The sequence below is a fragment of the Arthrobacter sp. StoSoilB22 genome, from assembly GCF_019977315.1.
Lineage (GTDB): Bacteria > Actinomycetota > Actinomycetes > Actinomycetales > Micrococcaceae > Arthrobacter.
This window is the reverse complement of sequence record NZ_AP024652.1, coordinates 2,217,493-2,242,341: the sequence shown is the minus strand read 5'-3', so window position 1 is coordinate 2,242,341 and position 24,849 is coordinate 2,217,493. Positions and strand designations below refer to the sequence as shown.

General features: G+C 62.6%; 20 protein-coding genes. 12 read left to right on the top strand and 8 right to left on the bottom strand.

All coding sequences use genetic code 11. The features are described 5' to 3' along the window. The first annotated feature begins 67 nt into the window (after positions 1 to 67). Both LDN70_RS10460 and LDN70_RS10455 read left to right on the top strand, forming a co-directional pair. Complete coding sequence (locus LDN70_RS10460; protein ID WP_223942549.1) at positions 68 to 1,747, top strand: acyltransferase; 1,680 nt, start codon at positions 68 to 70, stop codon at positions 1,745 to 1,747. 128 nt (positions 1,748 to 1,875) lie between these two features. Further along, positions 1,876 to 3,975: an HNH endonuclease signature motif containing protein gene (locus tag LDN70_RS10455; RefSeq protein ID WP_223942548.1), complete on the top strand. Its 2,100-nt coding sequence runs from the start codon at positions 1,876 to 1,878 to the stop codon at positions 3,973 to 3,975. Positions 3,976 to 4,498: 523 nt separating this feature from the next. On the opposite strand, the gene LDN70_RS10450 is transcribed toward LDN70_RS10455, so the two are convergent. Beyond that, on the bottom strand, positions 4,499 to 4,888 hold the full coding sequence (locus LDN70_RS10450) for a heavy metal-responsive transcriptional regulator (protein WP_031216440.1): 390 nt from the start codon (positions 4,886 to 4,888) through the stop codon (positions 4,499 to 4,501). A 172-nt stretch (positions 4,889 to 5,060) separates the two neighbouring features. Here LDN70_RS10450 and merA point away from each other — a divergent pair, with 172 nt between their 5' ends. Next, on the top strand, positions 5,061 to 6,503 hold the full coding sequence (gene merA / locus LDN70_RS10445; protein ID WP_011691634.1) for a mercury(II) reductase: 1,443 nt from the start codon (positions 5,061 to 5,063) through the stop codon (positions 6,501 to 6,503). Between the two features lie 52 nt (positions 6,504 to 6,555). Here merA and istB read toward each other — a convergent pair whose 3' ends face one another. From istB to LDN70_RS10425, 4 genes are all read right to left on the bottom strand, one after another. Next, the gene (istB, locus tag LDN70_RS10440; protein WP_011691635.1) at positions 6,556 to 7,371 is read right to left on the bottom strand and encodes an IS21-like element helper ATPase IstB; all 816 of its coding nucleotides are present in this window, start codon (positions 7,369 to 7,371) and stop codon (positions 6,556 to 6,558) included. Beyond that, entirely contained in the window at positions 7,368 to 9,044 is a 1,677-nt protein-coding gene (gene istA / locus LDN70_RS10435; RefSeq protein ID WP_011691636.1) for an IS21 family transposase, read from the bottom strand. Before istA ends, istB begins: the two co-directional genes overlap by 4 nt. Positions 9,045 to 9,463: 419 nt before the next feature. Further along, complete coding sequence (locus LDN70_RS10430; protein WP_166842127.1) at positions 9,464 to 10,021, bottom strand: hypothetical protein; 558 nt, start codon at positions 10,019 to 10,021, stop codon at positions 9,464 to 9,466. Positions 10,022 to 10,222: 201 nt separating this feature from the next. Further along, on the bottom strand, positions 10,223 to 11,173 hold the full coding sequence (locus tag LDN70_RS10425; RefSeq protein ID WP_223942547.1) for a 5'-3' exonuclease: 951 nt from the start codon (positions 11,171 to 11,173) through the stop codon (positions 10,223 to 10,225). A 169-nt stretch (positions 11,174 to 11,342) separates the two neighbouring features. Between LDN70_RS10425 and LDN70_RS10420 the strand changes: the two genes are divergently transcribed. The 8 genes from LDN70_RS10420 (at position 11,343) to LDN70_RS10385 (ending at position 22,581) form a co-directional block, all read left to right on the top strand. Further along, a complete protein-coding gene (locus LDN70_RS10420; RefSeq protein WP_223942546.1) occupies positions 11,343 to 13,277 on the top strand; it encodes an FAD-binding monooxygenase in 1,935 nt (644 codons plus the stop codon). A gap of 108 nt (positions 13,278 to 13,385) precedes the next feature. Continuing rightward, the gene (locus tag LDN70_RS10415; RefSeq protein ID WP_223942545.1) at positions 13,386 to 14,684 is read left to right on the top strand and encodes an SWIM zinc finger family protein; all 1,299 of its coding nucleotides are present in this window, start codon (positions 13,386 to 13,388) and stop codon (positions 14,682 to 14,684) included. Next, positions 14,681 to 16,123 (top strand): DUF5691 domain-containing protein, encoded by a 1,443-nt coding sequence (locus LDN70_RS10410; protein WP_142939300.1) that lies wholly within the window; start codon positions 14,681 to 14,683, stop codon positions 16,121 to 16,123. Before LDN70_RS10415 ends, LDN70_RS10410 begins: the two co-directional genes overlap by 4 nt. Further along, the gene (locus LDN70_RS10405) at positions 16,120 to 17,226 is read left to right on the top strand and encodes an ATP-binding protein (protein ID WP_142939301.1); all 1,107 of its coding nucleotides are present in this window, start codon (positions 16,120 to 16,122) and stop codon (positions 17,224 to 17,226) included. Before LDN70_RS10410 ends, LDN70_RS10405 begins: the two co-directional genes overlap by 4 nt. Positions 17,227 to 17,229: 3 nt before the next feature. After that, on the top strand, positions 17,230 to 19,635 hold the full coding sequence (locus LDN70_RS10400) for a DUF5682 family protein (protein ID WP_223942544.1): 2,406 nt from the start codon (positions 17,230 to 17,232) through the stop codon (positions 19,633 to 19,635). Then, positions 19,632 to 20,858 (top strand): VWA domain-containing protein, encoded by a 1,227-nt coding sequence (locus tag LDN70_RS10395; protein WP_223942543.1) that lies wholly within the window; start codon positions 19,632 to 19,634, stop codon positions 20,856 to 20,858. Before LDN70_RS10400 ends, LDN70_RS10395 begins: the two co-directional genes overlap by 4 nt. Positions 20,859 to 20,913: 55 nt before the next feature. Then, entirely contained in the window at positions 20,914 to 22,221 is a 1,308-nt protein-coding gene (locus LDN70_RS10390) for an MFS transporter (protein WP_166842121.1), read from the top strand. A 99-nt stretch (positions 22,222 to 22,320) separates the two neighbouring features. Continuing rightward, positions 22,321 to 22,581, top strand: coding sequence for a hypothetical protein (locus LDN70_RS10385; protein WP_142939305.1), 261 nt, complete (start codon positions 22,321 to 22,323; stop codon positions 22,579 to 22,581). Positions 22,582 to 22,598: 17 nt separating this feature from the next. Here the strand turns inward: LDN70_RS10385 and LDN70_RS10380 are convergent, their stop codons facing one another. Together LDN70_RS10380 and LDN70_RS10375 are read right to left on the bottom strand one after the other, a co-directional pair. Next, positions 22,599 to 22,955, bottom strand: coding sequence for a TraR/DksA family transcriptional regulator (locus tag LDN70_RS10380; protein WP_142939306.1), 357 nt, complete (start codon positions 22,953 to 22,955; stop codon positions 22,599 to 22,601). A 6-nt stretch (positions 22,956 to 22,961) separates the two neighbouring features. Beyond that, positions 22,962 to 23,444, bottom strand: a complete 483-nt coding sequence (locus tag LDN70_RS10375) for a pyridoxamine 5'-phosphate oxidase family protein (RefSeq protein WP_223942542.1) — start codon at positions 23,442 to 23,444, stop codon at positions 22,962 to 22,964. A gap of 248 nt (positions 23,445 to 23,692) precedes the next feature. Between LDN70_RS10375 and LDN70_RS10370 the strand changes: the two genes are divergently transcribed. Beyond that, positions 23,693 to 24,133: a hypothetical protein gene (locus tag LDN70_RS10370; RefSeq protein WP_223942541.1), complete on the top strand. Its 441-nt coding sequence runs from the start codon at positions 23,693 to 23,695 to the stop codon at positions 24,131 to 24,133. Positions 24,134 to 24,200: 67 nt separating this feature from the next. Here LDN70_RS10370 and LDN70_RS10365 read toward each other — a convergent pair whose 3' ends face one another. Beyond that, positions 24,201 to 24,821 carry a dihydrofolate reductase family protein gene (locus LDN70_RS10365; RefSeq protein ID WP_142939308.1) on the bottom strand — a complete coding sequence of 207 codons (621 nt, stop codon included), beginning with the start codon at positions 24,819 to 24,821 and terminating at the stop codon, positions 24,201 to 24,203. Positions 24,822 to 24,849: the final 28 nt, after the last annotated feature.

Sequence of the window (24,849 nt, the reverse complement as noted above, 5' to 3'; positions counted from 1 at the left end):
GCCCTCCTGTAGCCGCGAATAATGGGGGAAGCGCTTTCCAGCTTCGCCCCACCATGGAGACATCAACGTGAATCCTCAGCACGGCCTCAACTATGACTACTCACCGTGGACCTTCTGGAGTTCTGCTTCGGAAGCTGAACGCCAGGCGCAGGACGCCCACCACAAACGTTTGGTTAAACGTGCTGGAGTCAAAATTGGCGAGCGGGCCTTCCTGTCCCCCTTGGCGAACGTGGATCCCGACACGCTCTCCATCGGTGCTGATTCTTTCATCGCGGCCTACGCTTTCATCACAGGCGCCATCACCCTGGGCGATGATTGCACCGTCAATGCTTTCAGCGTAGTCAGAGGCAACGTCACCATGGGCGACGGCGTGCGGATCGGTGCCCACACGTCCATCCTCGGTTTCAACCACTCCATGGATGCTTCCGAGCCTGTGTTTAAGCAGCCACTCACGAGTAAGGGCATCACCATAGGGGACGATGTCTGGATCGGTTCGAATGTTGTGGTTCTTGACGGCGTTACTGTGGGCTCGCACGCAGTGCTGGCCGCAGGAGCGGTGGTAACCAAGGATGTGCCGGAATGGTCGATTGTGGGTGGAAACCCTGCGCGCCGGATCAGGGACCGGCGAGAGGCAACAATCCCGGCTACGGCTGTTGAGGCGCCGTCCGACGACGCCTTGATGGCTGAGCTGGCTGCCTTCGCCAACGCTGCACGCGCCGATGCATCAGCCCTTCTTGGGCGGAGTTGGACCTCTGAAGCAGGCGGCGCTTACCGCGACCAGCCAGGTGCTGAGCCGACCGTCAGGGCCCATTGCGACGCGATTGAAATCGCGGACTTGCTGCTGGGTTCTGTCCCTCCGCAACTGTCACGGGACGAACACATGGCGCGGCTCCGGAAGCTCCAAGATCCCGTCACGGGCCTGGTTCCAGAGTTCGGGTCCGACGTCCACGGGGATTCAACAATCACCTTCGGCGCCGGTCCTGCCACCTACCATGTGCTTTCTGTCGGTTATGCCCTGGACCTCATCGGAAGTCGCTTCGAGCATCCGATCCACGCCATAGCTGACATGGATCCGGCAGCGGTAAGGTCTTCCCTGGATACTCTCCCGTGGCGTAACGAAGCATGGGGATCCGGTGCTTGGGTGGACGCATGGGGGACGGCTGCGTATTGGAACCTCGCGCAATCCCATCCCAATGCCACGGGTTCCCTCGAGGCTCTCTTCGGTTGGTTGCTGACTAGGGTCAGTTCCGCCTCGGGAACATGGGTCACCCCAACGGACGACAATCGATTGGAGGTAGTCAACGGTTACTACCGACTGACGCGCGGCACCTTCGCCCAATTCGGCGTACCGATTCCTCACGTTGAGCGGCTGGTAGACACTGTTCTGGAGCACGCCGCGGACCCACGATACTTCTCCCCCGGCCGGCAGAACGCCTGCAACGTCCTGGACGTGGTGCACCCACTGTGGCTGGCGCTCAAGCAGACCACGCACCGCCGGGAGGATGCCCGGAATTGGGCACGGACTCAGCTCGGGCAGGCACTTGAACGGTGGGTGCCCGGCGAGGGGATGGCCTTTAGTGCTGAACCCTCAACCGGAGACGGGAACGTCCCCACGCTGCAGGGAACGGAGATGTGGCTGGCAATCATCTGGTACCTGGCCGACCTTCTTGGCTGCGCTGGAACGCTCGGATATCGGCCCCGGGGCGTCCACCGACCTGAACCTGCCCTTTCGCTGCCGACCCTATAGGCATCTGATCACCAGGTTTTCCGCGATCGGCTACCAAACGAGGACCTCTGGTGTGAGCAGTGGTGGGGTTTTCCACATAGCGTCGATTGGGTCTGATGGTGGTGAAGCCTTCGTGACAGGGTTGGGTTATGGAAGGCATTGGGCAGGTCGTGGCGCGGCGGGACGGTTCCCCCGGCGCCGGCGAGGTGCCTGGAATTGTCTCCCCCGTTTCCTCGGACATGCTTTCCCGGCCATCGGTGCGCAAGCCCTCGACGGCGGCAGGACCCGCCGCTGATCCCTCTTGGAACGCTGGGCTGCTTCTTGGATTCGAATCGTTGCATGGGCTTGGGGAACCGGGGCCGGAAGAAGTGCCCGGGTTGTTGCTCAAGCAGTCGTCCGGGCGCGGGGAATCCACCCTGACAGAAGAACCTGTACCCGGGTTGCTGCACAAGCAGTCGTCCGGGCGCGGGGAATACACCCCGACAGGCAAACCAGCGGCCGGGTTGTCCGCGGAGTCCGCGGCGGCCGGTGCGGCGGTCCTGGAGGCCGCGCTCCTTGAGGGTGCTGCCGCAACTGATGCGCTGCGATCAATAGCGGCCGATGAGGTGCGGTTGTTGGGGTTTGTTGAGGCGGCTGATTTCGCGGGCAGGGTCGAGGAGATCTCCCGAAACCTGGAGTACTTGCAAGTTGTTGCTGCACGGGCGGTGGAACGGTCCCGGAAACAAGCACTGCAAGCTCGGCCGGGGGCGTCAGCGGCCGCGCCGGAATGGCGGACCGGCTGGACCGAACACGTCCCGGATTCGAAGGTCACAGCTCCTGCCAGCGTCGTGGATGATGGGTACCGGAACACGGCGGAGTTCCTTCGGGCCCGGTTGCGGATCGGTATCGCTGAGGCCCGGCGCAGGCTCGCCCTCGCCACCGATGCCCTCCCCCAAACCGGGAGGACCGGCCAGGACGTCCCGGCCCGCCGCGAAGCCCTCGCCGACGCCCTCGCCTCCGGAGAGCTGCCCTCACGCTCGGCGTCGATCATCAGCACCGCCCTGGACAAAGTCCGGCACCTCGCCGATGAAGAAATGCTCACCCGGATGGAACACGCCCTCACCGCCACCGCCATCGAAACCGACCCGGACTTCGTCACCAAAATGGCCCGACGCTGGACCGACCTGATAGACCACGACGGCCCCGAACCCACCGAAGAAGCACTCCGCCAACACCAAGGCGCGTTCCTACGCCGCCGACGCCGCTACGGACTCCACCACATCGAAATCTTCGCCACCGACGAACAATACGAAACCCTCACCACCACCATGAACACCGCCACCAACCCACGCCTCACCACCGCACCACCCGACACAGCACCCGCCAGCTCCCCCATTACCGGTGCCGGTCACGGACGAGCCAACGAAACCTCGCACGGTCACGGACCACACGCATCACCCATGCACGCATCAACACCGCACGCATCACCCGTGCACGCATCAGCAGTCTTCAGCCCGGCTTCCACACACTCAGCTGGTAAGGACACCGCTGACGGCCCGGACCTGGACCGGCGTTCGAGGGCCCAGAAACTCCTCAACGGCCTCGTCGGTGCCTGCAGTGTCGCAATGAGCACCGGCAAGCTGCCCTCCAACGGCGGCCTCCGACCCCAACTCACCGTCACCATCGACCACCGCGACCTCTTCACCCAGCTCACCGGGCCCGGCCACGCAGCCCAAAATAGAACAACCCGCCAAGCCGACCAATCCAGCGGCTCCGCCACGGCCCCGAACCAGCCAAACACGCCCAACCAACCCGGCACCGGCGCTCCGCGGTACCGGCCCAGCACAGGCACAGCGACGTACCTGGGCCCGATCCACCCCACCACCATCCGCAAAATCGCCTGCGACGCCGACATCATCCCCGTCCTACTCGGCAGCGACTCCCGAATCCTGGACATCGGCCGCACCACCCGGATCTTCCCACCCCACATCCGCAAAGCCATCACCGCCCGCGACCAAGGCTGCACCTTCCCCGACTGCACCATGCCCGCACCCTGGTGCGAAGCCCACCACACCACCTACTGGTCCCACGGCGGCACCACAGGCACAGACAACGGCACCCTGCTCTGCAGCCACCACCACCACATCATCCACAAAGAACAATGGCGCATCGACATGACAACCGGCGCCCCCTGGTTCATCCCCCCACCCCACATCGACCCCCACCAAAAACCCCGACGCAACCACCACCACACACCCCAACGAACATAAACCCAACCCACAACAGCCCCACGCCAGCGACACAGTCCCGCGCCCGTGGACACATTCCCGCGCTGCGTCGCAGCCCGGCGCCCGTCGGCAGAACCGGGCGTTGGGCGACACATCCGGCGCTGCACACCCCGGCGGTCACTGCACAGCTCCGCGCCCGTTGGTACATACCCGCGCTGGCGGCGCAGCCCGACAAAACTCGGCGTCGGGTCCGCCCGGTTCCGCGCGCAGTGCGTGCCCCTGCCCCGTCGTTACAGGGGCCAGAGCAAAGGGCCGGCCGTACTAGTGTGAGGCCTCGTTCAACATGCCGTCTCCGTCGGGGTCGGAAAGGGATGATTGTGTCAACGTGATCGGAGCCCACTAGGACGGCCCGAACGGTACCCACCCGTCGGACGTCCGGGGATGATGTTGTGAGGGTGTCTAGGGGTTCTTGGCGTGGTTTCTGGGTCTGTGAAAACACTGCCGCGGGTTGGGACGATACCCGGGGTCCCGGTTGTTGGAAGCTGGCGTCTGGCGGAGTAGTGCGTCAGAGGTAGCTGCAGATTTGTTCGGGATCGCAGCTTGCGTCGGTCCCGGACGCGGCGGTGGCGTGAAGGCCGGCGACGATGGATCGCAGCGCCATTAGTTCAGAAATCTGGTGGTCCAGTTCGGCCAGCTGGTTGGAGAGAAGGTCTTGGACGTGGGCGCAGGGGGCTTCTCCGGCGTCACGGAGGCTAAGAATTTCGCGTATTTGGGTCAGGGCGAGGCCTGCGGCCCGTCCGCGGCGGATGAATTCGAGCCTGGCCACGGAGTCGTCATGGTAGTCCCGGTAGCCGTTAGAGGATCTTTTCGCTGCCGGGAGAAGCCCGCTGTCCTCGTAGAAACGCAGCGTCTTGGTTGTCATCCCTGCCGCTGCCGCGGCCTCACCGATACGCATCATGAACTCATTTCTTAGCAGGCGGCCAGGACGGCGATTCCTTGACATTCCAGTGTAGGGGAAGGTTGAGAATGGGATGCAGAGCTGGTCTTCGGTTGAAGGCTGCACATGGCGGTCGGTTGAGCAACAGGTGTGCTGGCGGCTGCTTCCCTTCCATCTTCAGGAGTCCCTCGTGTCGGCAGCATCTTTCGATTATGACCTGGCCATTATCGGTTCCGGCGGGGCTGCTTTCGCTGCGGCCATCCGGGCAACCAGCCGTGGCAAGCGGGTGTTGATGGTGGAGCGCAGCACTGTGGGAGGCACGTGCGTGAACACGGGCTGCATCCCGTCCAAGGCCCTGCTGGCCGCCGCGGAAGCCCGCCATGTCGCCCTCGATGCTTCCGGACGGTTCCCCGGTATCAGCACCTCGGCAGAGCCGGTGGATATGCCCGAACTGGTCGCCGGGAAGCGCTCACTGGTCGAATCCATGCGGTCAGAGAAGTATGTGGATCTCGCCGCGGGCTATGGATGGAACCTGCAGCGGGGGACGGCGGTGTTCGCCGGAACCGCAGCCGCACCGGTTTTGAACATAACCGCCCCGGGCGGAACCACCGAGACAGTCAGCGCGGAACACTACCTGGTCGCGACCGGCTCCACCCCCTGGATCCCTGAAGTGCCGGGAATGGACGAGGTGGATTATCTGACGTCCACGAGTGCGATGGAGCTGCAGGACGTTCCCGCTTCGATGCTGGTGGTGGGCGGCGGGTATGTGGCGCTGGAGCAGGCGCAGCTTTTCGCCCGGCTCGGCACGGAGGTGACCATCCTGGTCCGGTCCAAGCTCGCCTCGGCCGAAGAGCCTGAAGCCGGGCATGCCCTCGCCGGTGTCTTCGCCGATGAGGGCATCCGGGTCGTCCGTCGAGCGACAGCGTCCTCGGTCCGGACCGATGAGGTGTCGGGGGACGTGGTCGTGGATGCTTCCGTCTCAGGAGGAAACGAGGAATTCAGGGCCGCGCGCCTGCTCATGGCAACAGGCCGGCGCCCGGTCACGGAGGATTTGAACCTTTGCATGGTCGGCGTTGAAACCGGGGACCGCGGGGAAGTCCTGGTCGACGGGAGCCTTCGCAGTACTAATCCGAGGATCTGGGCCGCGGGTGATGTGACGGGTCACCCGGAGTTCGTTTATGTCGCCGCCGCGCACGGGGCCCTGATGGTGGAGAACGCCTTTGAGGGTGCCGGGCGTGAGGTCGATTACCGGCACCTGCCCCGGGTCACGTTTACCAGCCCTGCCCTGGCCGCTGTCGGGATGACGGACAAGGAAGCGAACCAGGCAGGGATCCGGTGCATGTGCCGGGTTCTGCCGCTCAAATTTATCCCTCGCGCGCTGGTGAACCGTGATACCCGCGGCTTCATCAAGATCGTTGCCGACGCGGACACGGGTCGGATTGTAGGGATCACTGTCGTGGGTAAGGACGCCGGGGACATCGCCGCCGCAGGGATTTACATTCTGGAGGCCGGGATGACCGTTGATCAGGTCGCGAATCTCTGGAGCCCCTATCTGACCATGGCCGAAGGCATCAAGATAGCAGCCCAGTCCTTCACTACTGACGTCTCCAAACTGTCCTGTTGCGCGGCATGAAGTGGTCAACGACAACCTATGTGTTCGTGGGGCGGGCGGCCGCGGCTACCTTTTAGTGCGCGTTCCTTGTCAGGCTGTGGGCGAGGCGGTAGGAATCGGTGCCGGTTTCGATGATGGTGCCGTTGAACGTCAGCCGGTCAACGATCGCGGCGCAGAGGCGCGGGTCGGTGAATGTCTTGGTCCAGCCGGAGAACGACTCGTTGGAAGCGATGGCGATGGAGTTCTTCTCTTCGCGTTCGGTGAGGACCTGGAAGAGGAGTTCGGCGCCGCGCCGGTCCAGTTCCATATAGCCGAGCTCGTCAATGCAGAGCAGGTCCACTCGGCCGTATCTGGCGATGGTCTTGGCGAGGACTTTGTCGTCGGCGGCTTCGACGAGTTCGTTCACGAGCCGGGTGGCCAAAGTGTATTTGACCCGGTATCCCTTCTCCGCCGCGGCGGTGCCCAGCCCGATAAGCAGGTGGGATTTGCCGGTTCCGGAGTCCCCGATCAGGCATAGCGGTGCACCTTTTCGAATCCATTCGCCGGTAGCGAGGGTATGGATGGTAGCGGGGTTGATGTTCGTGTTCGCGTCGAAATCGAAATCACCGAGCCATTTATCCCGGGGAAAGTTCGCGGCTTTGACGCGTCGGATTGAGGAGCGACGGTCCCGGTCATCGCATTCGGCCAGCAGCAGCTCGGCCAGGAAGCCTTGGTAAGAGAGTTGTTCCTTCCCCGCGACGGTCAGAGCTTCGTCCAGAACCGCCCGGATGGTGGGCAGGCGCAATCGGCGGCATGCTTGGTCCACGGCCGCGACCGCGGCCTGCTCAGTCAGACCGCGGCGCCGTCGCAGGGTTGGGGTGATGGTGGTGGCCGGTGCGGTGGGGCTCATGAGATGTTTTCCTTCGACGCGGTTCCTGCGGAGTGTTCGGTGCGTTTGGCCAGCAGCTCGTCATAGGCGCTGATCGCCGGGAGCGGCCGCTTGTCTGGAGGGAGCCCGGCGATGACCGCCGCCGGGTCCATCAGCCGGCGCTGGGTCAGGCTGACAACTCGTTGCACTTTCGCTTCAGCATGAGCACCGCGATGACGGTCAGGACGGGACCCACCAGCAGGGATGCTGGAGGCATGTCGGCGGCCTTCAACCGCCACGACGTCGGCACTGACGGCACCTACTCCAAGGGCTGCGGTGATCCCTGCCTCGATGTCTTCGGCTTCCATCGATCGGTGCAGCAGCAGGACGTCAATCAGTTCACGGGTCCCCGCGGCATCACCGTTGACCCTGCGCGAGGCAGACCAGAAGGCGTCATGGGCGCTGGTGAAAGCACCCGACTCCCGCGCCCTGGCCAAAGCAGTGGAACCAGGCAAAGCGCCGGGCTTGGTCTTGAGGACCTCCAGATAATGGTCCAACTGGACCGACTGCCCGCCCTTGGCAATAATCCGCTGGTGCCGGGCCGCCACCGCGCGGCCGTCGAACACCACAACTTCGGATGCCCGCAATGAAACCCGGACCCGCCGACCGATGAACCGTGCTGGCACCGAGTACTTCACCATCCGCACGGTGATCATTGAGGACCGGTCCACTCTCGGGTTCAACACCAGACCGGGATCGAACTCGTCGGCCGGCAACGGTGCCAGGAACGGGCGCTCGGCGGCGAAGTCCTGGCCGATAGTGCGGATCCTGCCATCAATCCGCCGCTGATCGTCTTGAACCTCCCGGCTCCGGATCCAGTCGTTGAGCTCATCAAGGGACCTCGCCACGGGCATCGGGGTCAGCCGGTTGCGGCGGAACCAGCCCACCTCGCCCTCGACCCCGCCTTTCTCGTGAGCGCCGGCAAGACCTGGCTGGCAATAAAAGGCATCAAATCCATAGAACGAGCGAAACAACACCCACCGGTCATTCTCCAGGCGGTTCCGCCCCTGACCGAACACCACGGCCCTGACGGCACTGGTGAGGTTGTCATAGCGGATATGTTTGACCGGCACGCCGCCGATCTCGTTGAACGCCTCGACGTGGCCTTCCAGAAACGCTTCCTGGGCCTGGGTGGGGTAAATCCGGTGGATGGCTTTGCCGGAGTGAGAAAGCCGGAAGATGAACATGTGGCATTTCGTCTTTACCCCGTCCAGCACGATCCAGACTTCACCGAAGTCCACTTCCGCTTCCGCGCCCGGGGCGTGCTCCTGAGGAACAAATACCTCAACCCGGCGGCCGGCCTCCACATCGATCTGCGCCCGGCGGACCCGAACGTAGTCACGCACCGTCGAATACGACAACTCGTCCGCTCCATGCTCCTCGATGAGCCGGGCAAGAATCCTCCGGGCAGTGTGACGCTGCTTCCTCGGCGCCGTCGTGTCCTCGACGAGCATGGCGTCGATCGTCGGTTTATAAGGATCAAGCCGCGGCGAGGACCGTACAGGAGTTTTACGCTCTGGCGGGACCGGGGAACTTAACGCCTTACGCACGGTTTTCCGCGCCACCTGGTGCCTGCGGGCAAGCTCCCGGATTGACGCGCCCTCCACCCGGGCATCCCTCCGAATCTGCGCGAACAACTCCACTCTTGACCCCATCCCGGCCCTCCCGTCGTCGATCCAACACTGGATGGATCAACGTTCACAGGTGGGTACCATTCAAGCCGTCATTAGGTTCGGCATGTCCGGCTGGTGGGTACCGTTCGGGCCGTCCTAGTGGGCTCCGATCAGACTGTCATACTCAAGGGAGGTTCACCAGTACCGAAACAGCTTTGCTGCCTCTTATGCGCCAGTGCGGAACTGCCAGGTTGAGGTCCGCTCAGACACCACGACCGCATCTTGTAAAAGAATAAGGGCCTGAGCACGGCTCAATACCGTGCCCAGGCCCTCGCTTCCTGGTATCCCTGCCTACTGGGCAAGTCCAGCTTTCGGGGTCCAGTTCATATCCGAATCCAGTTCATATCCGAGTCCGGTTCATATCCTGGGACCCCTTGGCCGAGATCTCCTTCTCTGTGACGTTAGCGGCCACCTCCTCCGATAACCCCGGCTTCGACTGCTTTGGTTACTGCGTCAGCTTCGGCTTGCGTCAGCTTGCCGTCAGTGACCGCTTTGTCGAGCTTGGTCTTCAGGGCGGCGGAACGTTCTGCCTGGCCTGCGGCCCGGATCTCTTCCAGGGCTGTGGTGACCTTGGATTCGTCAACAGCCAGCGATTCGGCGAGCGACTTCGCCAGGGCAGCGTCCTGTGCTGCGCGGTCCGGCTTGGTTCCTTCCGTTCCTTCTGCAGGAGGCGTGGTGGGCTTGTTCGCCTCACGGAACGCTTTCAAGGCTTCAGCGACTTTGGCTTCGTCCACGCCGAGCTTTGTGGCCAGTTCCGCGGCGATCTGGCCGCCGTCCCGCCCGTGTCCGTGACCGCCGGGCCTACCACCGCGATCTGACGGCGTGGTGGCGTCCGCAGATGACGTGGCACTGGGCGATGGTGTGGTGGCAGCTGTAGCGATGCTGGTTGCACCCAATCCTGCCCCCAGTGCCAGAGCTCCGGCCGCAAGTCCCAGTGTGATTCTCTTGGTTTTTGACATATGCCTCTCCTCAATGAGCCGTTGGTACGGCTTGTGTCTGAGGGACGGTCAATGGTTCCGTCCTCTTAACACGATGGGAGTCCCACCACAGTCCAGGCTGTTCTGAACCTGTCATTCGGCTGTGAAAGTGAACGGGAGTCTGTGAGGGTTGCACCCAACGGAGGTGCCCCTATCGGACGTTGCTCCTATCGGACATTGCCCCTATCGGAAACGGTCCAGAGCGTCCAGCAGTCTCTTGGCGGATCCACCCAGGTTCCATTCTGTGGCCAACTGCTCAAGTTCTGTCCGCGCGTCTCCTGTGACGGGGCGCAGCTCAGCGCCAGCGTCTTGAAGTGTCGGGACGTCCAAGTCACGCACAACATTCACGACGACGGGCGCCACCTTGAGATAGTCAGCCGCCGCGGACAGCTTGGCCTGCACGGTAGCCGACAAACCGCCGTCGGGAGCTTCCGCAGCCTCAAGCAGTCCCTCCAGCGACCCATGGGCAGCAAGCAGCGACGCAGCCGTCTTTTCGCCGATGCCTGCGACGCCGGGGAGGCCGTCGGAGGCATCGCCGCGAAGTGTTGCGAAGTCGGCGTACTGCTGGGGCAGGACACGGTACTTGCCCACGACGACGACTTCGGTGAGAACTTCCAGGTTCTTCATACCGCGTGCTGTGTAAATGACGCGGACCTCTCGGTCATCATCGACAAGCTGGAAGAGGTCCCGGTCACCGGTGACCACGTCCGTCGGGATGGTTGCGTGGCTCGCGTAGGTTCCGATGACGTCGTCGGCCTCGTGTTGGTCGACGCCCACAACGGCGATCCCGGCGAGGTCCAGGACGTGTCGGATCATCGGGATTTGTGCCTCAAGAGGGTCCGGAACAACCTCCACATCCGGACCGTTGGGCACAATCTCCGCCACCCTGTGCTGCTTGTAGCTGGGGATGAGGTCCACGCGCCATTGCGGACGCCAATCATTGTCCCAACAGGCCACCAAGTGCGTGGCTTCGTAGTCGGTAGTGAGGCGGGCAATCATGTCCATCAATCCCCGCACTGCGTTCACAGGCGTCCCATCGGCTCGGCGAATGGAATCTGGCACGCCGTAGAAGGCACGGAAATACAAAGAGGCAGTGTCCAAGAGCATCAGTCGCGGCATACCTGATCCTGACATGCCCGTGACCTGATGCGCAGGAGGCAGCACGAGGTTCTGGCAGAAGAGACGCCAGGGACTTGAACCGGGATGTGAGCCGCATTACGATTATGTGAGCGATAATAGAACAAGTTGTTCTATTATCGAACATTGTTCTCTGTTATTGCCCACAAAGAAGTGAGGAAAGCCCGTGCAGTTTCATCACCACGGTTACGTATCCGGTGACCCGCGAGTTGAGCCGGCCGCCGGCGTAGGGATCGATCGTCCCGCCGAGCTTCCTGACGAGGTAGATGTTTTGATTGTGGGCACTGGCCCCGCGGGTATGCTCACGGCGGCGCAGCTCTCGCAGTTCCCGAACATCACTACGCGCATTATTGAGCGCCGTCCAGGGCGTTTGGCCATCGGTCAGGCGGACGGCATCCAAGCCCGCAGCGTGGAGACGTTCCAAGCGTTCGGATTTGCCGAGCGAATTATCGCGGAGGCCTACCGCATTACGGAGATGGCGTTCTGGAAACCGGACCCGGCCGATCACTCCCGCATTGTCCGGGCTGCCCGGGCCGTGGATGACCCGGCAGGGATCAGCGAGTTCCCGCACTTGATCGTGAACCAAGCCCGTGTCTTGGATTACTTCGCGGAGTTCATGGCCAACTCCCCCACACGAATGAAGCCCGACTATGGCTATGAGTTTCAGGGCCTCAACGTCACCAGCAAAGGTGATTACCCGGTTGAGGTGACCTTGGGTCACACCTCAGGACCCAATGAAGGCCAGGAACGGGTCATCCGTGCCAAGTATGTTGTGGGTGCTGACGGTGCCCGCAGCAAGGTCCGTGAGTCGATCGGATGTCACCTGGCCGGCGATCAGGCGAACCATGCATGGGGTGTCATGGATGTGCTGGCAGTGACGGATTTCCCGGACATCCGCACCAAGTGCGCCATCCAGTCCGGCTCCGGTGGCAGCATCCTGCTGATCCCGCGCGAGGGCGGGCACCTGTTCCGCATGTATGTGGACCTGGGCGAAGTCAACCCTGAGGACAAGGGTGCGGTGCGAAAGACCACCATTGAGCAGATCATTCAGAAAGCCAATGACATCCTCCACCCGTACACTCTTGATGTCCGTAACGTCGCCTGGCATAGCGTTTACGAGGTAGGTCATCGGCTCACGGACAGGTTCGACGACGTTCTGCCGGAGGACCGCGGTACCCGCACCCCGAGGGTGTTCATCACCGGAGATGCGTGTCACACCCACAGTGCCAAAGCCGGGCAAGGCATGAACGTGTCCATGCAGGACGGCTTCAACATCGGCTGGAAACTCGGCCACGTCCTGGAAGGCCGCAGCCCCGAATCTCTTTTGGACACCTACTCGGCTGAACGGCAAGTGGTGGCGAAGAACCTCATTGACTTCGACAAGCAGTGGTCAACGCTGATGGCCAAGAAACCCGAGGAATTCGAAGACCCGGCGGAACTGGAAACCTTTTACACCAGCACTGCCGAGTTCCCTGCCGGTTTCATGACCCAATACGCGCCCTCGATGGTGGTTGCCGACGCACGGTACCAGGACCTTGCCACCGGCTTCCCCGTAGGAAAGCGCTTCAAATCAGCGCCCGTCCTTCGGGTCTGCGACACCAACCCCATGCACCTGGGCCACCACGCCAAAGCGGACGGCCGGTGGCGCATCTACGTTTTCGCCGACACCGCAGAGGCAGGAGCGCCGGGCCCGGTCGCTGACTTTGCCGAGTGGATCGCGAACTCGCCTGCTTCGCCGCTGGCCGCGACGCCGTCGGACGCTGACCGCGACGCCTGGTTCGACGTGAAGGTGGTCTACCAGCAGGACCACACCAAGGTGGACATCAATGCGGTACCCGCGGCCTTTAAGCCTACTGTTGGACCCTTCAGGCTGACCTACCTCGAAAAGGTGTTCGGCACCGACCCCAACAACGACATCTTCGAGCTGCGTGGCCTCAGCCGTGACGGAGTGGTGGTTGTGGTCCGCCCTGATCAGTACGTCGCCAACGTCCTGCCCCTGACCGCGACCAGCGAACTCGGTGAATTCTTCGCATCGCTTTTAGCTGTGGAGCGGAGTAAAGGTGTCCGAACCGAGCCGGGTTTGGTCAGTAACCAGGCCTAGCGAGCGAAGGGCAGTGCCGGGGAGCCGAGTGCCGGCTTCCCGGCAGTTCCGACGCCACACCCTCACCGCTGTTCTATAGTGTCGGAGCCGTCGGGCAGAATGTGAGGCATGGGGCGTTGGAGCGAAGAGACAGTCATTAACGCGGCCCCGGACTCCTCCTCACTGGCAGCAGCACGGAAGCTTGCGCATCCGGGTCCGTGGACGGACTGCGGCAGCAACGACGACCTTGTGTGGGGTAAGTGCCAAGGCAGCGGAAAAACGCCATACCAAGTGAGCGTAGACATTGTGGCGCCCGCCTACCGGTGCTCGTGTCCCAGCCGAAAATTCCCGTGCAAACATGCCTTGGCTCTGCTCCTGCTCTGGGCACGGGGCGAGGCGGCAGAGGCGGGAGCCGAGACCGCTGATTTCGCTAAGGAGTGGGCAGACCAACGGGCTGTTCGCGCCACGGTCAAAGAACGCCGGAATGCGGTGCAGCCCGCCGATCCGGAAGCGCAGGCAAAGCGTCTCACCGCCAGACTCGCCCTGATGGACGCGGGGGTCGACGATTTTTCGCGCTGGCTGACGGACCTTGTCCGCACTGGACTTGCCGCTGCCCGCAACCAGCCCTATTCATGGTGGGATGCCGTTGCAGCACGTTTGGTGGACTCCCAGCTTCCTGGTCTGGCCGAACAGGTACGGGACATGGCTTCCCAAGTCCACGGCAGGACCGACTGGGCTGACCATCTTCTACGCCACGCGGGCCGTTGGTGGGCCTTAACCAAGGCATGGTCAGGCAGGGACAACCTCACGCCGGAAGAATTCGCGGACGTCAAGGCTGCCCTCGGGTGGGCCACGGCGTCTGCCGATGTACAGGGCACTGAATCGCTGCCGGGTCCTTGGCTGGTTCTGGGAGCGCACCGGAGCGATGACGGACGCCTGCAGCAACAACGAACGTGGATACAAGGCCCGGACGGAACGGTAGTAGTGCTCCTCGATTTCGCCGCGCAGGGCCAAGGTTTGGCGGCGCCGCAACTTGCCGGGGCTCTGCTTGATGTCACAGTTGCCCGTTACCCCGGAACAACACCGCAGCGCGGGATGTTCACGGGCCCTGTCACTCCCTTGGACGTGGCTTCAAGCCTCGGCACGGGGCACAGTATTGTGCAAGCCCTTGAGCACGAGTCTGCCGCTGTTGCCCGTTCACCGTGGCGGACCAGGATTCCCGTGCTTTTGGACGAAGTCACGGTCAATTCCGAGGGAACCGGGTGGCTGCACGATCCGCACGGCGACGCACTCCCATTGGTGGACGCCCCGCTCGACTCGTTGCTGGCACTGACCGGTGGCCATGCTGCCAGTATTTTTGGTGAACTGGAAGAAGGTCGAGTGCGTCCCCTGACCGTGGTGGTTGACGGAAGGGTGGTGACCCCATGATGTGGTTGGCGGAGCTGCGAACAGCAGCGCTGGTGGGTACCGGACGGCACGACGCCCCCCAACCGCCCGCCGAGCTGGGATTTCAAGCACCCGATGGACTGAGCCGGGAGGAATCCCTGTTGGATCAGGCCGCGCTGGCTGACATTGTGACCCGGGCGACGCGGACAGCCTCTGCCGCCTCCAGTGCAGGATTTCCTTCACCGGCGCCTGCTGACGCAGTGCCACAAGCCAGCGGAGAGGCCGCACGGCTGTTGGAACTTTTGCTAACCCAGGCACCTGTGGGTCCTGGCCTGAGGACCCAGCTGGTAGTGGATTGGCTGACGTTGGCTGAAGAAGCACGACGACGGGTCCCCCACCGGCTGCTGCCGGCGTTACTGACGTTGGCTGAGACTCAGTCAATTGTCTTCAGGCGTATGGAACCGGCAATTGGAACCCGCGGCCGGTGGATGCAGGAGATCAAAGGCCAGCCTTCTCAAGAGCCCGCAACCCAAAGTACTGGCCTCCGCGGCTCTGATGCTGCGGCAGGCTACGGACCGCTGAGAGGCCGAGATCCAGCAGCTGCACGCATACAACTTAGCGAGTGTTGGACGTCGCTCAGCGCCCGGGAACGGGCAGGCAATCTGGCGTTGTTCGCCGGAAACCTCCATGACAACGACGAAGCTCTGCTGGAGAAGGCCTTGGACGACAAAGCAAAAGGCGTACGGGACGTGGCACTCCGGCTCCTGGACCAGCTTCCCGGAAGTGCGCGTGCTGCTCGGATGGCCGCCAGGCTGAAGCCTTTGCTGCAGCTCAAAGGGCTCCTGAGCAAACGGCTGGAGATAGACCTCCCCCCGGACCCTGACAAGGAGGCTCTGCGGGACGGCGTTCCAGCGGACCCACGCAAGGGCGAACCGGACCGGATGGCACGGTTGGAGGCCATCGTCAGAGGGGCACCGCTGGACGTGTGGACGTCGGTAACAGGCCGTAACCGCCCGGCTACCGTTGCGCTGCTGCAGGACGAGCCCCGCGTCCTGAACGCGATGATCGCTGCAACTGCCGCCCGCAACGATGTTGAATGGGCCCGTGCGCTTCTTGGGGTCCTGACAGACAGGAGGCTGCTCGATTGCCTCCCTCCCGATGAGCGGGCACATTGGCTCGAGCGCCACGTCCGGGAAAGCAGTGACGAGCCACTGACACTGGCTCCACTCCTGCAAGACCTGCCGCAGCCGTGGTCCGTGCCGTTGGCAGAGGCGGTATTGACAGTGATTTCCGGCAAGGATGGGGGCCGTCTGGCCGTCATCCTGTCCGAAGGCCTGCCTACCGCGCTTCCACCGGAGGTCACCGAGCGTTGCCGGCAGCTTTTGGCACAGACTGACAAAGACGCTTCCCGGCGCCGTGTGCTGCGCGACGCTGTCCAATACCAATCATTCAAACAATCCCTGACGGAGGCTTTCCGATGACCGATACCCAGAACGCCACGGAGGTTCTTCGCGCGCACGCCGAAAACGCGTACGCCGATGAACTCAGCGCTTTGGACGCTGTTGACGACCGCCCCCGCCCACCCAGCTGGCGGCTCTCTCCCTGGGCTGTCACCACCTATATCCTGGGGGGTACGTTGGCCAACGGTGTTCAGATCAGCCCAAAGTATCTTGGCTCGGAACGCCTGGTGGAAATCGCCGTGGCGTCACTGGCCACAGACCGGGCCCTGCTGTTGCTGGGTGTGCCGGGAACCGCGAAGACCTGGCTTGGTGAACACCTCGCCGCAGCCATCTCCGGTTCATCCACGCTGGTAGTGCAGGGCACTGCGGGTACCCCTGAAGAGGCTCTGCGGTACGGCTGGAACTATGCCCGGTTGCTGGCCGATGGCCCGTCCCGCGCCGCCATGGTTGCCGGCCCGGTGATGCGCGCCATGGAGACCGGAAGCCTTGTGCGGGTTGAAGAACTGACCCGTATTCCTTCCGACGTGCAGGACTCCCTCATCACTATTCTCAGCGAGAAAACGTTGCCCATTCCTGAGCTCAACGAGGAAGTCCAGGCACGGAAGGGCTTCAACGTGATCGCCACCGCGAACAACCGCGATAAAGGCGTCAACGATCTCTCGTCCGCACTTCGCCGCCGGTTCAACACGGTGATCCTGCCGCTCCCGGACAGCATCGACCAGGAGGTGGAGATCGTGACCACCCGTGTTCGTAGCTTGGGAGAGTCATTGGAGCTGCCCGCCGATTTGGCTGCACTTTCCGAGATCCGCCGAGTGGTTACCGTCATGCGCGAACTTCGGTCGGGGGTGACCCAGGACCAGCGGACCACCATCAAGTCCCCATCTGCCACATTGTCTACAGCAGAGGCCATTTCCGTGATGACCAATGGGTTGTCCCTGGCAGCACACTTCGGTGATGGCACGGTCCGGGCAGAGGATGTAGCCGCCAGTCTGGTGGGCGCGGTGATCAAGGACCCTGTGCAGGACCGTGTGATCTGGCAGGAATATCTGGAGACCGTTGTGCGGAACCGGCCTGACTGGAAAGACCTGTACCGGGCCTGCCGCGACCTCGAATCGTCCAACTGAAAGATGACAGACGTCCACGTTCTGGGGATCCGGCACCATGGTCCGGGCTCGGCCCATTCCGTCGCGGAAGCCCTTGCGACCCTTCGGCCTGATGTGGTGCTGGTGGAAGGGCCACCGGAGCTTGACCAGGTCATCCCGCTGATCACGGACCCGGACATGCTTCCCCCGGTCGCAGGCCTGATCTATGCGGTGGATGAGCCTCGCCTGGCGTCCTTCTACCCCATGGCCGCGTTCTCGCCCGAGTGGGTGGCAATCCGCTGGGCCTTGTCCACGGGTAAGCCCGTGCGTGCCATTGACCTGCCCGCCGCCCACACGTTCGCGCTCCGAGCAGCAGAGGAACGAGCAGCAGAGGAAGGAGCCGCACAGGAACGAACCGCACAGGAACGAACCGCACAGGAGCCAGCCTCGGCGGCTTCGGAGAAGGAAAAACCATTAGTTGCCACTTCCGACGACGGCGGCGAATATGCCGCCGTCGACGGTAAGCCTTCGGATGACATGGAGAACCCCCCGGCCGCCCCGCAGCAGGCGTACAGACCCGATGCGATTGGCATGTTGGCCGAAGCTGCGGGCTACAGCGACGCGGAACGATGGTGGGAAGACTCCGTGGAGCACCGCAACACGGACCCCGTTGAGCGCTTTGAAGCTCTCATCGAGGCGATCACGGAAATCCGGGCCATGGATCAGCGTCCCGCGGACCATCCTGACGTGCTGGAGAATAACCGCCGGGAAGCTGCCATGCGACGCTTCCTGCGGGCAGCCATGCGCGAAGGGCATGAACGCATCGCCGTGGTGTGCGGCGCCTATCACGCACCGGCCTTAGTGCCGTCGGGGTTCCCTTCGGTTTCCGCCGACAACAAAGTCCTCGCCGGTTTGCCGAAGGCCAAAGTGGCTGTCACGTGGGTTCCCTGGACATCGAACAGGCTTAGCTTGGCCAGCGGATACGGAGCAGGGGTCACTGCCCCGGGCTGGTACCAACACCTGTTCGCGCATTGGATGGCCAAGGACCCCGGGCAGGATGTTGCCACCACGTGGCTGGTCCGGGTAGCCCATGCGCTGCGTAAAGAGAATCTGGATGCATCCACGGCGTCCGTGGTGGAGGCCAGCAGGATGGCTACTGCGTTGGCAGCTGTTCGTGGGCGGCCCACCCCTGGCTTGCCGGAGCTGGACGATGCCGCGCAGACAGTCCTGTGCGATGGTTCGCCGCTGCCGCTGGCCTTGGTTCATCGCGAATTGACTGTTGGTCGCGAGCTAGGGAACGTCCCGGACTCCGTGCCCACCCTACCGTTGGCAGCGGACCTCGCCGCTACCCAGCGAAAGCTGCGCATGAAACCCAGTGCCATGGAAGAGGTCATGGTCCTGGACCTGCGCAAGCCGAACCAGTTGGCCCGTTCGGTCCTCCTGCACCGCCTGGAACTGCTGGGTGTGGCCTGGGGTCAGCTGACGGACGCCGGCAGGACTTCCGGCACCTTCAAAGAAGCATGGACCTTGCTGTGGAAACCAGAGTTGGCTGTCTCCTTGGTGGAAGCGAGCCGTTATGGCACCACTGTCGCCTCAGCCGCTGCTGCTTTTGTCTCTGAACAGGCGCAGGCAGCCGAAGGCCTGCCGGTTCTCAGCAGCTTGCTGGAAAGCTGTCTGCTGGCCGAGCTACCCGACGGAATTGCCGGCGTCGTGTCCGCTTTGGCTGAACGCACCGCCCTGCAGCAGGACGTTGCTCCCCTCTTGGAAACCATCGCGCCGTTGGCCCGCACATGCCGGTACGGCAACGTCCGTGGAGTAGACGTCAGTGATGTGGGGAAAATTCTGCAAGCCACGGTGATTCGCTCGTGCGTTGGACTGCCCACCGCCTGCGCCGGCCTTGATGATGAGGCCGCGGGTGTGATGCGCCGCGCGATCGACTCTGCACAGAATGGCTTGAGCTTACTGCCGGAACTGCCACTGGATGACTGGCATACGGCCCTCTCGTCCGTGGCCAACTCTGACTCGATCCATGGCTCGGTGGCGGGCCGGGCCACCAGGCTCCTGTTGGATGCGGGCCTGGTGGAAGGAGACGACGTAGCATCACGCCTTAGCCGGCGCTTATCGATCGCTACACCCGCCACGGAAGCCGCAGCATGGTTGGACGGCCTGCTGTCCGGCGACGCTACCTTGCTCATCCATGATCGGCGGCTTCTGCAGATCGTTGATGAGTGGGTGGAAGGCGTACACGATGATGTTTTCGAGGACGTTTTGCCCTTGATCCGGAGGACTTTTTCCGCCTTCAGCAGGCCTGAGCGGCGCGAAATCGGCGAACAGTTAAGCCGGGTCGGTCCTACCGGCTACGCAGCAGACTCCTCCCCCATTGACCTGTCCGACGCCGGCCCTGCGCTGCAAACCATGGCAAGAATTCTGGGATGGAAGGCAATCGCATGAGCAACGATGCAGCTGTGACAGGTGACTCTGGCGCGCTGGCGGATTCCGCCGGGCCCGGGCGTGACCGGTTGAGCCGTTGGCGTTTGGTGCTGGGCGGGCATGATGCTGACGGCATCTCAACCGAGGAAGGGGTGCCGGTTCAACTGTCGGACGATGATGTCCGCCGTGATGAGGCCTTGGAAGAACTCTATGGTGGCGGGTCGGCCCGGCGCGGAGGTCTAGGCTCGTCCAGTCCGCGGGTGGCCCGATGGCTTGGCGACATCCGCGGCTATTTTCCCTCCTCGGTGGTCCAGGTCATGCAGGCCGATGCCATGGACAGACTCGGCTTGAGGCAGTTGCTTCTGGAACCGGAAATGTTGCGAACTGTCCAACCGGACATCGGTTTGGTGAGCACCTTGGTGGGCCTGGGGCGGGTGATTCCGGAGGAGTCCCGGGAGACAGCCAGATCGGTCATTCGGCAGGTCACCAAAGAGCTGGAAGAACGGCTGCGCGCCAAAACAATTCAGGCAGTCTCCGGGGCGCTCAACCGTTCAGCACGGACCCGCCGTCCACGGCATAGGGATATCGACTGGAACAGGACCATTGCCGCCAACCTTAAGCACTATCAACCCGAGTACCGGACGGTGGTGCCCGAGCGGCTCCATGGACACGCACGGCGCAGCACCGAAATTCAGCGCGAGATCATTCTGTGCATTGACCAATCAGGCTCCATGGCCGAATCAGTGGTGTACTCCAGCGTCTTTGGAGCGGTCCTTAGTTCACTCAAGTCAGTAAGTACCCGGTTGGTGGTCTTTGACACCGAAGTGGTGGATCTGACCGAAGACCTGGACGATCCAGTGGACGTGCTGTTCGGCGTGCAACTGGGCGGTGGCACGGACATCAACCGGGCCCTCGCCTATTGCCAGGACCAGATCACCAAACCCGCCGAGACCATCCTTGTGCTCATCAGCGACCTCTACGAAGGTGGAATAGCAGAAGAGATGCTGCGTCGTGCCGCTTCCATTGTGGGCGGCGGGACCACCATGATCGCCCTGCTGGCTTTGAGCGACAGCGGTCACCCATCCTTCGACTCCAGCCACGCCGCAGCACTTGCGGGGATCGGTGTTCCTGCCTTCGCGTGCACGCCGGATCTGTTCCCGGACATGATGGCGGCAGCCATTGAGCGCCGGGATGTCAGCGAATGGGCAGCCTCCCAGGACATCCCTACGAGTCACGAAAAGTAGCCCGCAACCACTGGTTTCTCTGGCGGCGTGAGGGCAACGGGACGAGAATTAGCTGGTGGTCCATCCTGGCACGGGTGAGGGCGGCGACACCCTCAATGACGCCGCCCGAAAGATCCAGCGCGTCTACCTGACCTTGACGCTGGGCAATACCGTTGCGGCGTCCTTCATCTGGGGCATCAACACCCTTTTCCTGCTGGATGCGGGCCTGAGCAACCTGGAGGCGTTTTCCGCCAACGCCTTCTTCACTGCAGGCATGGTTCTTTTCGAAGTTCCCACGGGCGTGATTGCCGATGGGTGGGGGCGGCGCGTCTCATTCCTCCTGGGCACGGTGACGTTGGGCGTCTCCACCTATTTGTACTTCGTGATGTGGCAGATCTCCGCGCCGTTCTGGATGTGGGCCGTGGTTTCGGTTCTCCTGGGCCTGGGCTTTACGTTCTTCTCCGGCGCTGTTGAGGCATGGCTCGTCGACGCACTGCGCTTCTCCGGCTACGAAGGCGGGTTGGAATCCGTACTTGGCCGAGGGCAAATGGTTCAGGGCGTAGCGATGCTGGTGGGCTCGGTGGCGGGCGGGGTGATAGCCCAAGCCACCAACCTTGGCGTTCCGTTCCTCCTGCGCGTGCTGGTGCTGCTCGCCATGTTTGCTGTTGCGTTTGGGCTCATGCACGACGTCGGCTTCTCGCCGGAGCGTTCGACGCACCCTCTCCGCGCGACCAGAGCGGTTCTGTCCGCATCAATCGAGAACGGTTTGAAGAACCCGCCCGTCCGGTACGTGATGTTGGCAGCCCCGTTTACGGCCGGCGTCAGTTTCTACGTCTTCTACGCACTGCAGCCGTACCTTCTGGACTTGTTTGGCGACCCCAAGGCCTATTCAATAGCCGGTCTGGCCGCTGCGATCGTTGCGGGATCGCAGATCCTGGGCGGCTGGCTGGCCCCACACGCGAGGCGGCTGTTCCATAAGCGCACCACTGTGCTGATCGTCGGTTGCCTGGCAGGCTGCGTCATCCTTCTGGTCCTGGGATTGACGCGTGTCTTCTGGGTGGCTCTGGTCCTGCTCGCCATCTGGGCCGTTGTGGGCTCGGCAGCCATGCCCGTCCGGCAGGCGTACGTGAACGATATGATCCCGTCGAAGCAACGGGCCACCGTCCTGAGCTTTGATTCGCTGATGGGATCCAGCGGCGGCGTCGTCATCCAGCCAGTGCTGGGCCGGGGCGCAGACCTCTACGGCTACCCGGCATCATTAGCCATGGGCGGCGTCCTTGAACTCATTGCCCTACCGTTCCTGCTGGCCAGCCGGAAGCAAGGATCACCAGCCGACAACGCCAGCACCGCGGAAACCACCCCAAACCCTGAACCGCTTCCGTAAGGACGGCGACCAGAAGCTTTGGGGGCAGCGGCCCGTTGCTGCTATTGGGGCCCAAGTACGCCAAACTGGTGGTAACACTACTGAAAGCGCGGTTGCCACGTGATCTCCCTACACCAGGACGCCCAAGGATTCATCCGGATGAAGAGGCACTTTCCCGCCACCGCTGCGGTGTCCGTGGTTTTTTCCGACGGGACCGAGGAAATCTTCACGGCGCAGCGGCTCAACCAGATCTACGACGACGCGCTGGCCGCCTACCGTGCGGCGAACCATCTGGATGCCAAGGGCTTTGACCGGGGCCCCAGGAAGAAGGTCCAGCAGGGCATTGAATTCGTCCCGGTGTCACCGGGCATGTCCAGCTGAACCACCTTCCTGGTACGTCAAGCCCGCTTGCCCGAGGCATGGTGGACGCAGAACGGTGTCCATGGCCTGACCTCGAGTCTTTCTTCGGGAATGTCTACGCCGCACACCGCGCACTGCCCATACGTTCCCTCCTCGATCCTCGCCAGGGCCTCCTCGATCTGTTCCAAGCCCACCCGGCTTTGTCCCATGAGGGCGGATGCCTGGGAAAGCTCGAAGGCGATGGTGCTGCCCTCGGGATCGTGCTCGTCGTCCACATTGGAATCCTGACGGGCAAGACTCACCGAGGTGATGTCGCTTCGCAGCGCCTTCAGCAGCTCGAGTTTACGGTTCCGTTCACTCTCCAAAAGAACCCGAAACCGTTGGATGTCAACCACGGCGGGTCATAGGTCCACGGTGCCGCTCTCGCCCACGCTGAACCGGGAGTTTGTGACCTTGGACTTGACCCACTGTAGGACCGTAGCGGCCGTTCCGCCCGGGCTGGTCCAATACTCTGCCGAGTCCGAGTCAACCCGAAGCAGGCAAACCTCCGGAGTGTGGGGGCCATCGGGGTACCACGCCTCAACTACCTGGTTCCACAGCTCATGGATCTTTTCCCGATCGGTGACGACCTCTGCAGTCCCGGCCACAGAGACCCATTCCGTGTTTTTGCCAAAGGAAACGTTAACCCGTGGGTCCTGGCGAACGTGGGCAACCTGTGAGGTTCCCAGGCCCGTAAAGAACCACATGTCGCCGTCGTCCTTGACTTCCTGAACGGCAAGCGGCCTGCTGACCAGCGCCCCTGTCTCGTTCACAGTGGTTAGCATCCCGATCTTCGAATCGTTGATGATGTCGGTGACCTTCTTAATGGATTGTTCGTCAGTCATAGGGTCCTCACTTCTCCTTTGAGACTCGACTCATCGCCGTGCCCGGGGTACTTCCCATAGCCACCCTATTAGTAAGGCTACTGATTTGCTAGGCGATCGAGAAATGTCGCTGTTGGACTTGGAAACAGGATGCGATTGATGAGGGAATCATGCTGGGGCTTCATCCGTTCACTTCATAGTGACATGCCGACGGCGGTCAGGCTTGCTCCCGGGGGCAAGCGAAAACGACGGGAAGTTTGGGGACTACCATGACGTTGAGTGAAACCATTGACCGCTTGGAAACGGCGCACCTTATGGTCCGCGACGCCGAAGAATGGGACGGACTAACCGCCGCCCTCGCGGACGCGTATCGCACCCGTGATGATGACCTCGTAGAACAGCTGCTGCCGCCTTTTCTTCAGTCCTGGCGTACCGTGACCCACTATGTCCTCCGCGATACCTTCGACTCAGCAGGCATCTCAGTGACTGAACCCAGCCACCCCTGGGGAATTGCCACGTTGACCGCCTTCGGCGTTAGACGCGAACCGGTACTCTGCCAGATGGACCAGGTGGATTCGGCGGATCAGGTAGGTGCAGCTGTCGGAGCACCCACGTTGCTCACTTTTGCCGAAGCCATGAGGTACTACGCCGGGTGCCTGGCATCTCTGCTGGAACACGCTAACGGTCAGCAGGAGCAGTACAGGAACTAGCCTGATCAGCGCGTGTATGGATAAGTACTGCGTAGGAGCCATTGTCCCAGCCCGCGCCTCTATGATCTCAACCCCGTCTTGCTGTTGGCGGCCCGTCAATCACAGTAGGAATGTACTCCAGCAACTGCGACCTGCCGTCGAACGTCCGGCTGTCCACCAGCTCCAGAGAAACATCCGGGTATCCGTCGTAGATCCGCTCCCTGCCGGTCTTGCCCGTGATCACGGGAAAGACAACCAGCCGGTACCTGTCCACCAACCCGGCCGTCAGGAGGGAACGGCAGAGGCTCAGGCTGCCCAGCGTACTGAAGGTTCCGGACCTGCTCCTTTTTAGCTCTCTGACATTCTCCACGGCGTCACCGGAGATGAGCTCACAGTTGGGCCAGGCCAAGGGCCCCTTCAACGTGGACGAGAAGACAATCTTGGGCATGTCCGCCAAACCGCCCAGACTGGCGCCCTCTTCCTCCGAAAACCCGGAACTGTCTGCGGCGGCCTGCTCCGACATACTGGACATCAGTCGATACGTGGTGGCCCCCATGAGCGTAGTGAATTCCTTCTTTCCCTCTTGCTCGAGCCACGCGAGGTATTCCGGGCCTTCCAAACCCCACCAACCTGGCCAACCATCCGCTGAAGCGTAGCCGTCCAGTGAAATGATCAGGTCCACCATCAAGGTTGCGGGGGTCTCACTCATAGCAGTCTCCTCGTTTGACCGCGGGCTT

What these genes read in the sequence shown, in the direction of transcription:
- LDN70_RS10455 (WP_223942548.1), top strand. Translation starts at nt 1,876, where the DNA reads ATGGAAGGCATTGGGCAGGTCGTGGCGCGGCGGGACGGTTCCCCCGGC.
- LDN70_RS10450 (WP_031216440.1), bottom strand. Translation starts at nt 4,888, where the DNA reads ATGCGTATCGGTGAGGCCGCGGCAGCGGCAGGGATGACAACCAAGACG.
- istB (WP_011691635.1), bottom strand. Translation starts at nt 7,371, where the DNA reads ATGAGCCCCACCGCACCGGCCACCACCATCACCCCAACCCTGCGACGG.
- istA (WP_011691636.1), bottom strand. Translation starts at nt 9,044, where the DNA reads ATGGGGTCAAGAGTGGAGTTGTTCGCGCAGATTCGGAGGGATGCCCGG.
- LDN70_RS10430 (WP_166842127.1), bottom strand. Translation starts at nt 10,021, where the DNA reads ATGTCAAAAACCAAGAGAATCACACTGGGACTTGCGGCCGGAGCTCTG.
- LDN70_RS10425 (WP_223942547.1), bottom strand. Translation starts at nt 11,173, where the DNA reads ATGTCAGGATCAGGTATGCCGCGACTGATGCTCTTGGACACTGCCTCT.
- LDN70_RS10415 (WP_223942545.1), top strand. Translation starts at nt 13,386, where the DNA reads ATGGGGCGTTGGAGCGAAGAGACAGTCATTAACGCGGCCCCGGACTCC.
- LDN70_RS10410 (WP_142939300.1), top strand. Translation starts at nt 14,681, where the DNA reads ATGATGTGGTTGGCGGAGCTGCGAACAGCAGCGCTGGTGGGTACCGGA.
- LDN70_RS10405 (WP_142939301.1), top strand. Translation starts at nt 16,120, where the DNA reads ATGACCGATACCCAGAACGCCACGGAGGTTCTTCGCGCGCACGCCGAA.
- LDN70_RS10400 (WP_223942544.1), top strand. Translation starts at nt 17,230, where the DNA reads ATGACAGACGTCCACGTTCTGGGGATCCGGCACCATGGTCCGGGCTCG.
- LDN70_RS10395 (WP_223942543.1), top strand. Translation starts at nt 19,632, where the DNA reads ATGAGCAACGATGCAGCTGTGACAGGTGACTCTGGCGCGCTGGCGGAT.
- LDN70_RS10375 (WP_223942542.1), bottom strand. Translation starts at nt 23,444, where the DNA reads ATGACTGACGAACAATCCATTAAGAAGGTCACCGACATCATCAACGAT.
- LDN70_RS10370 (WP_223942541.1), top strand. Translation starts at nt 23,693, where the DNA reads ATGACGTTGAGTGAAACCATTGACCGCTTGGAAACGGCGCACCTTATG.
- LDN70_RS10365 (WP_142939308.1), bottom strand. Translation starts at nt 24,821, where the DNA reads ATGAGTGAGACCCCCGCAACCTTGATGGTGGACCTGATCATTTCACTG.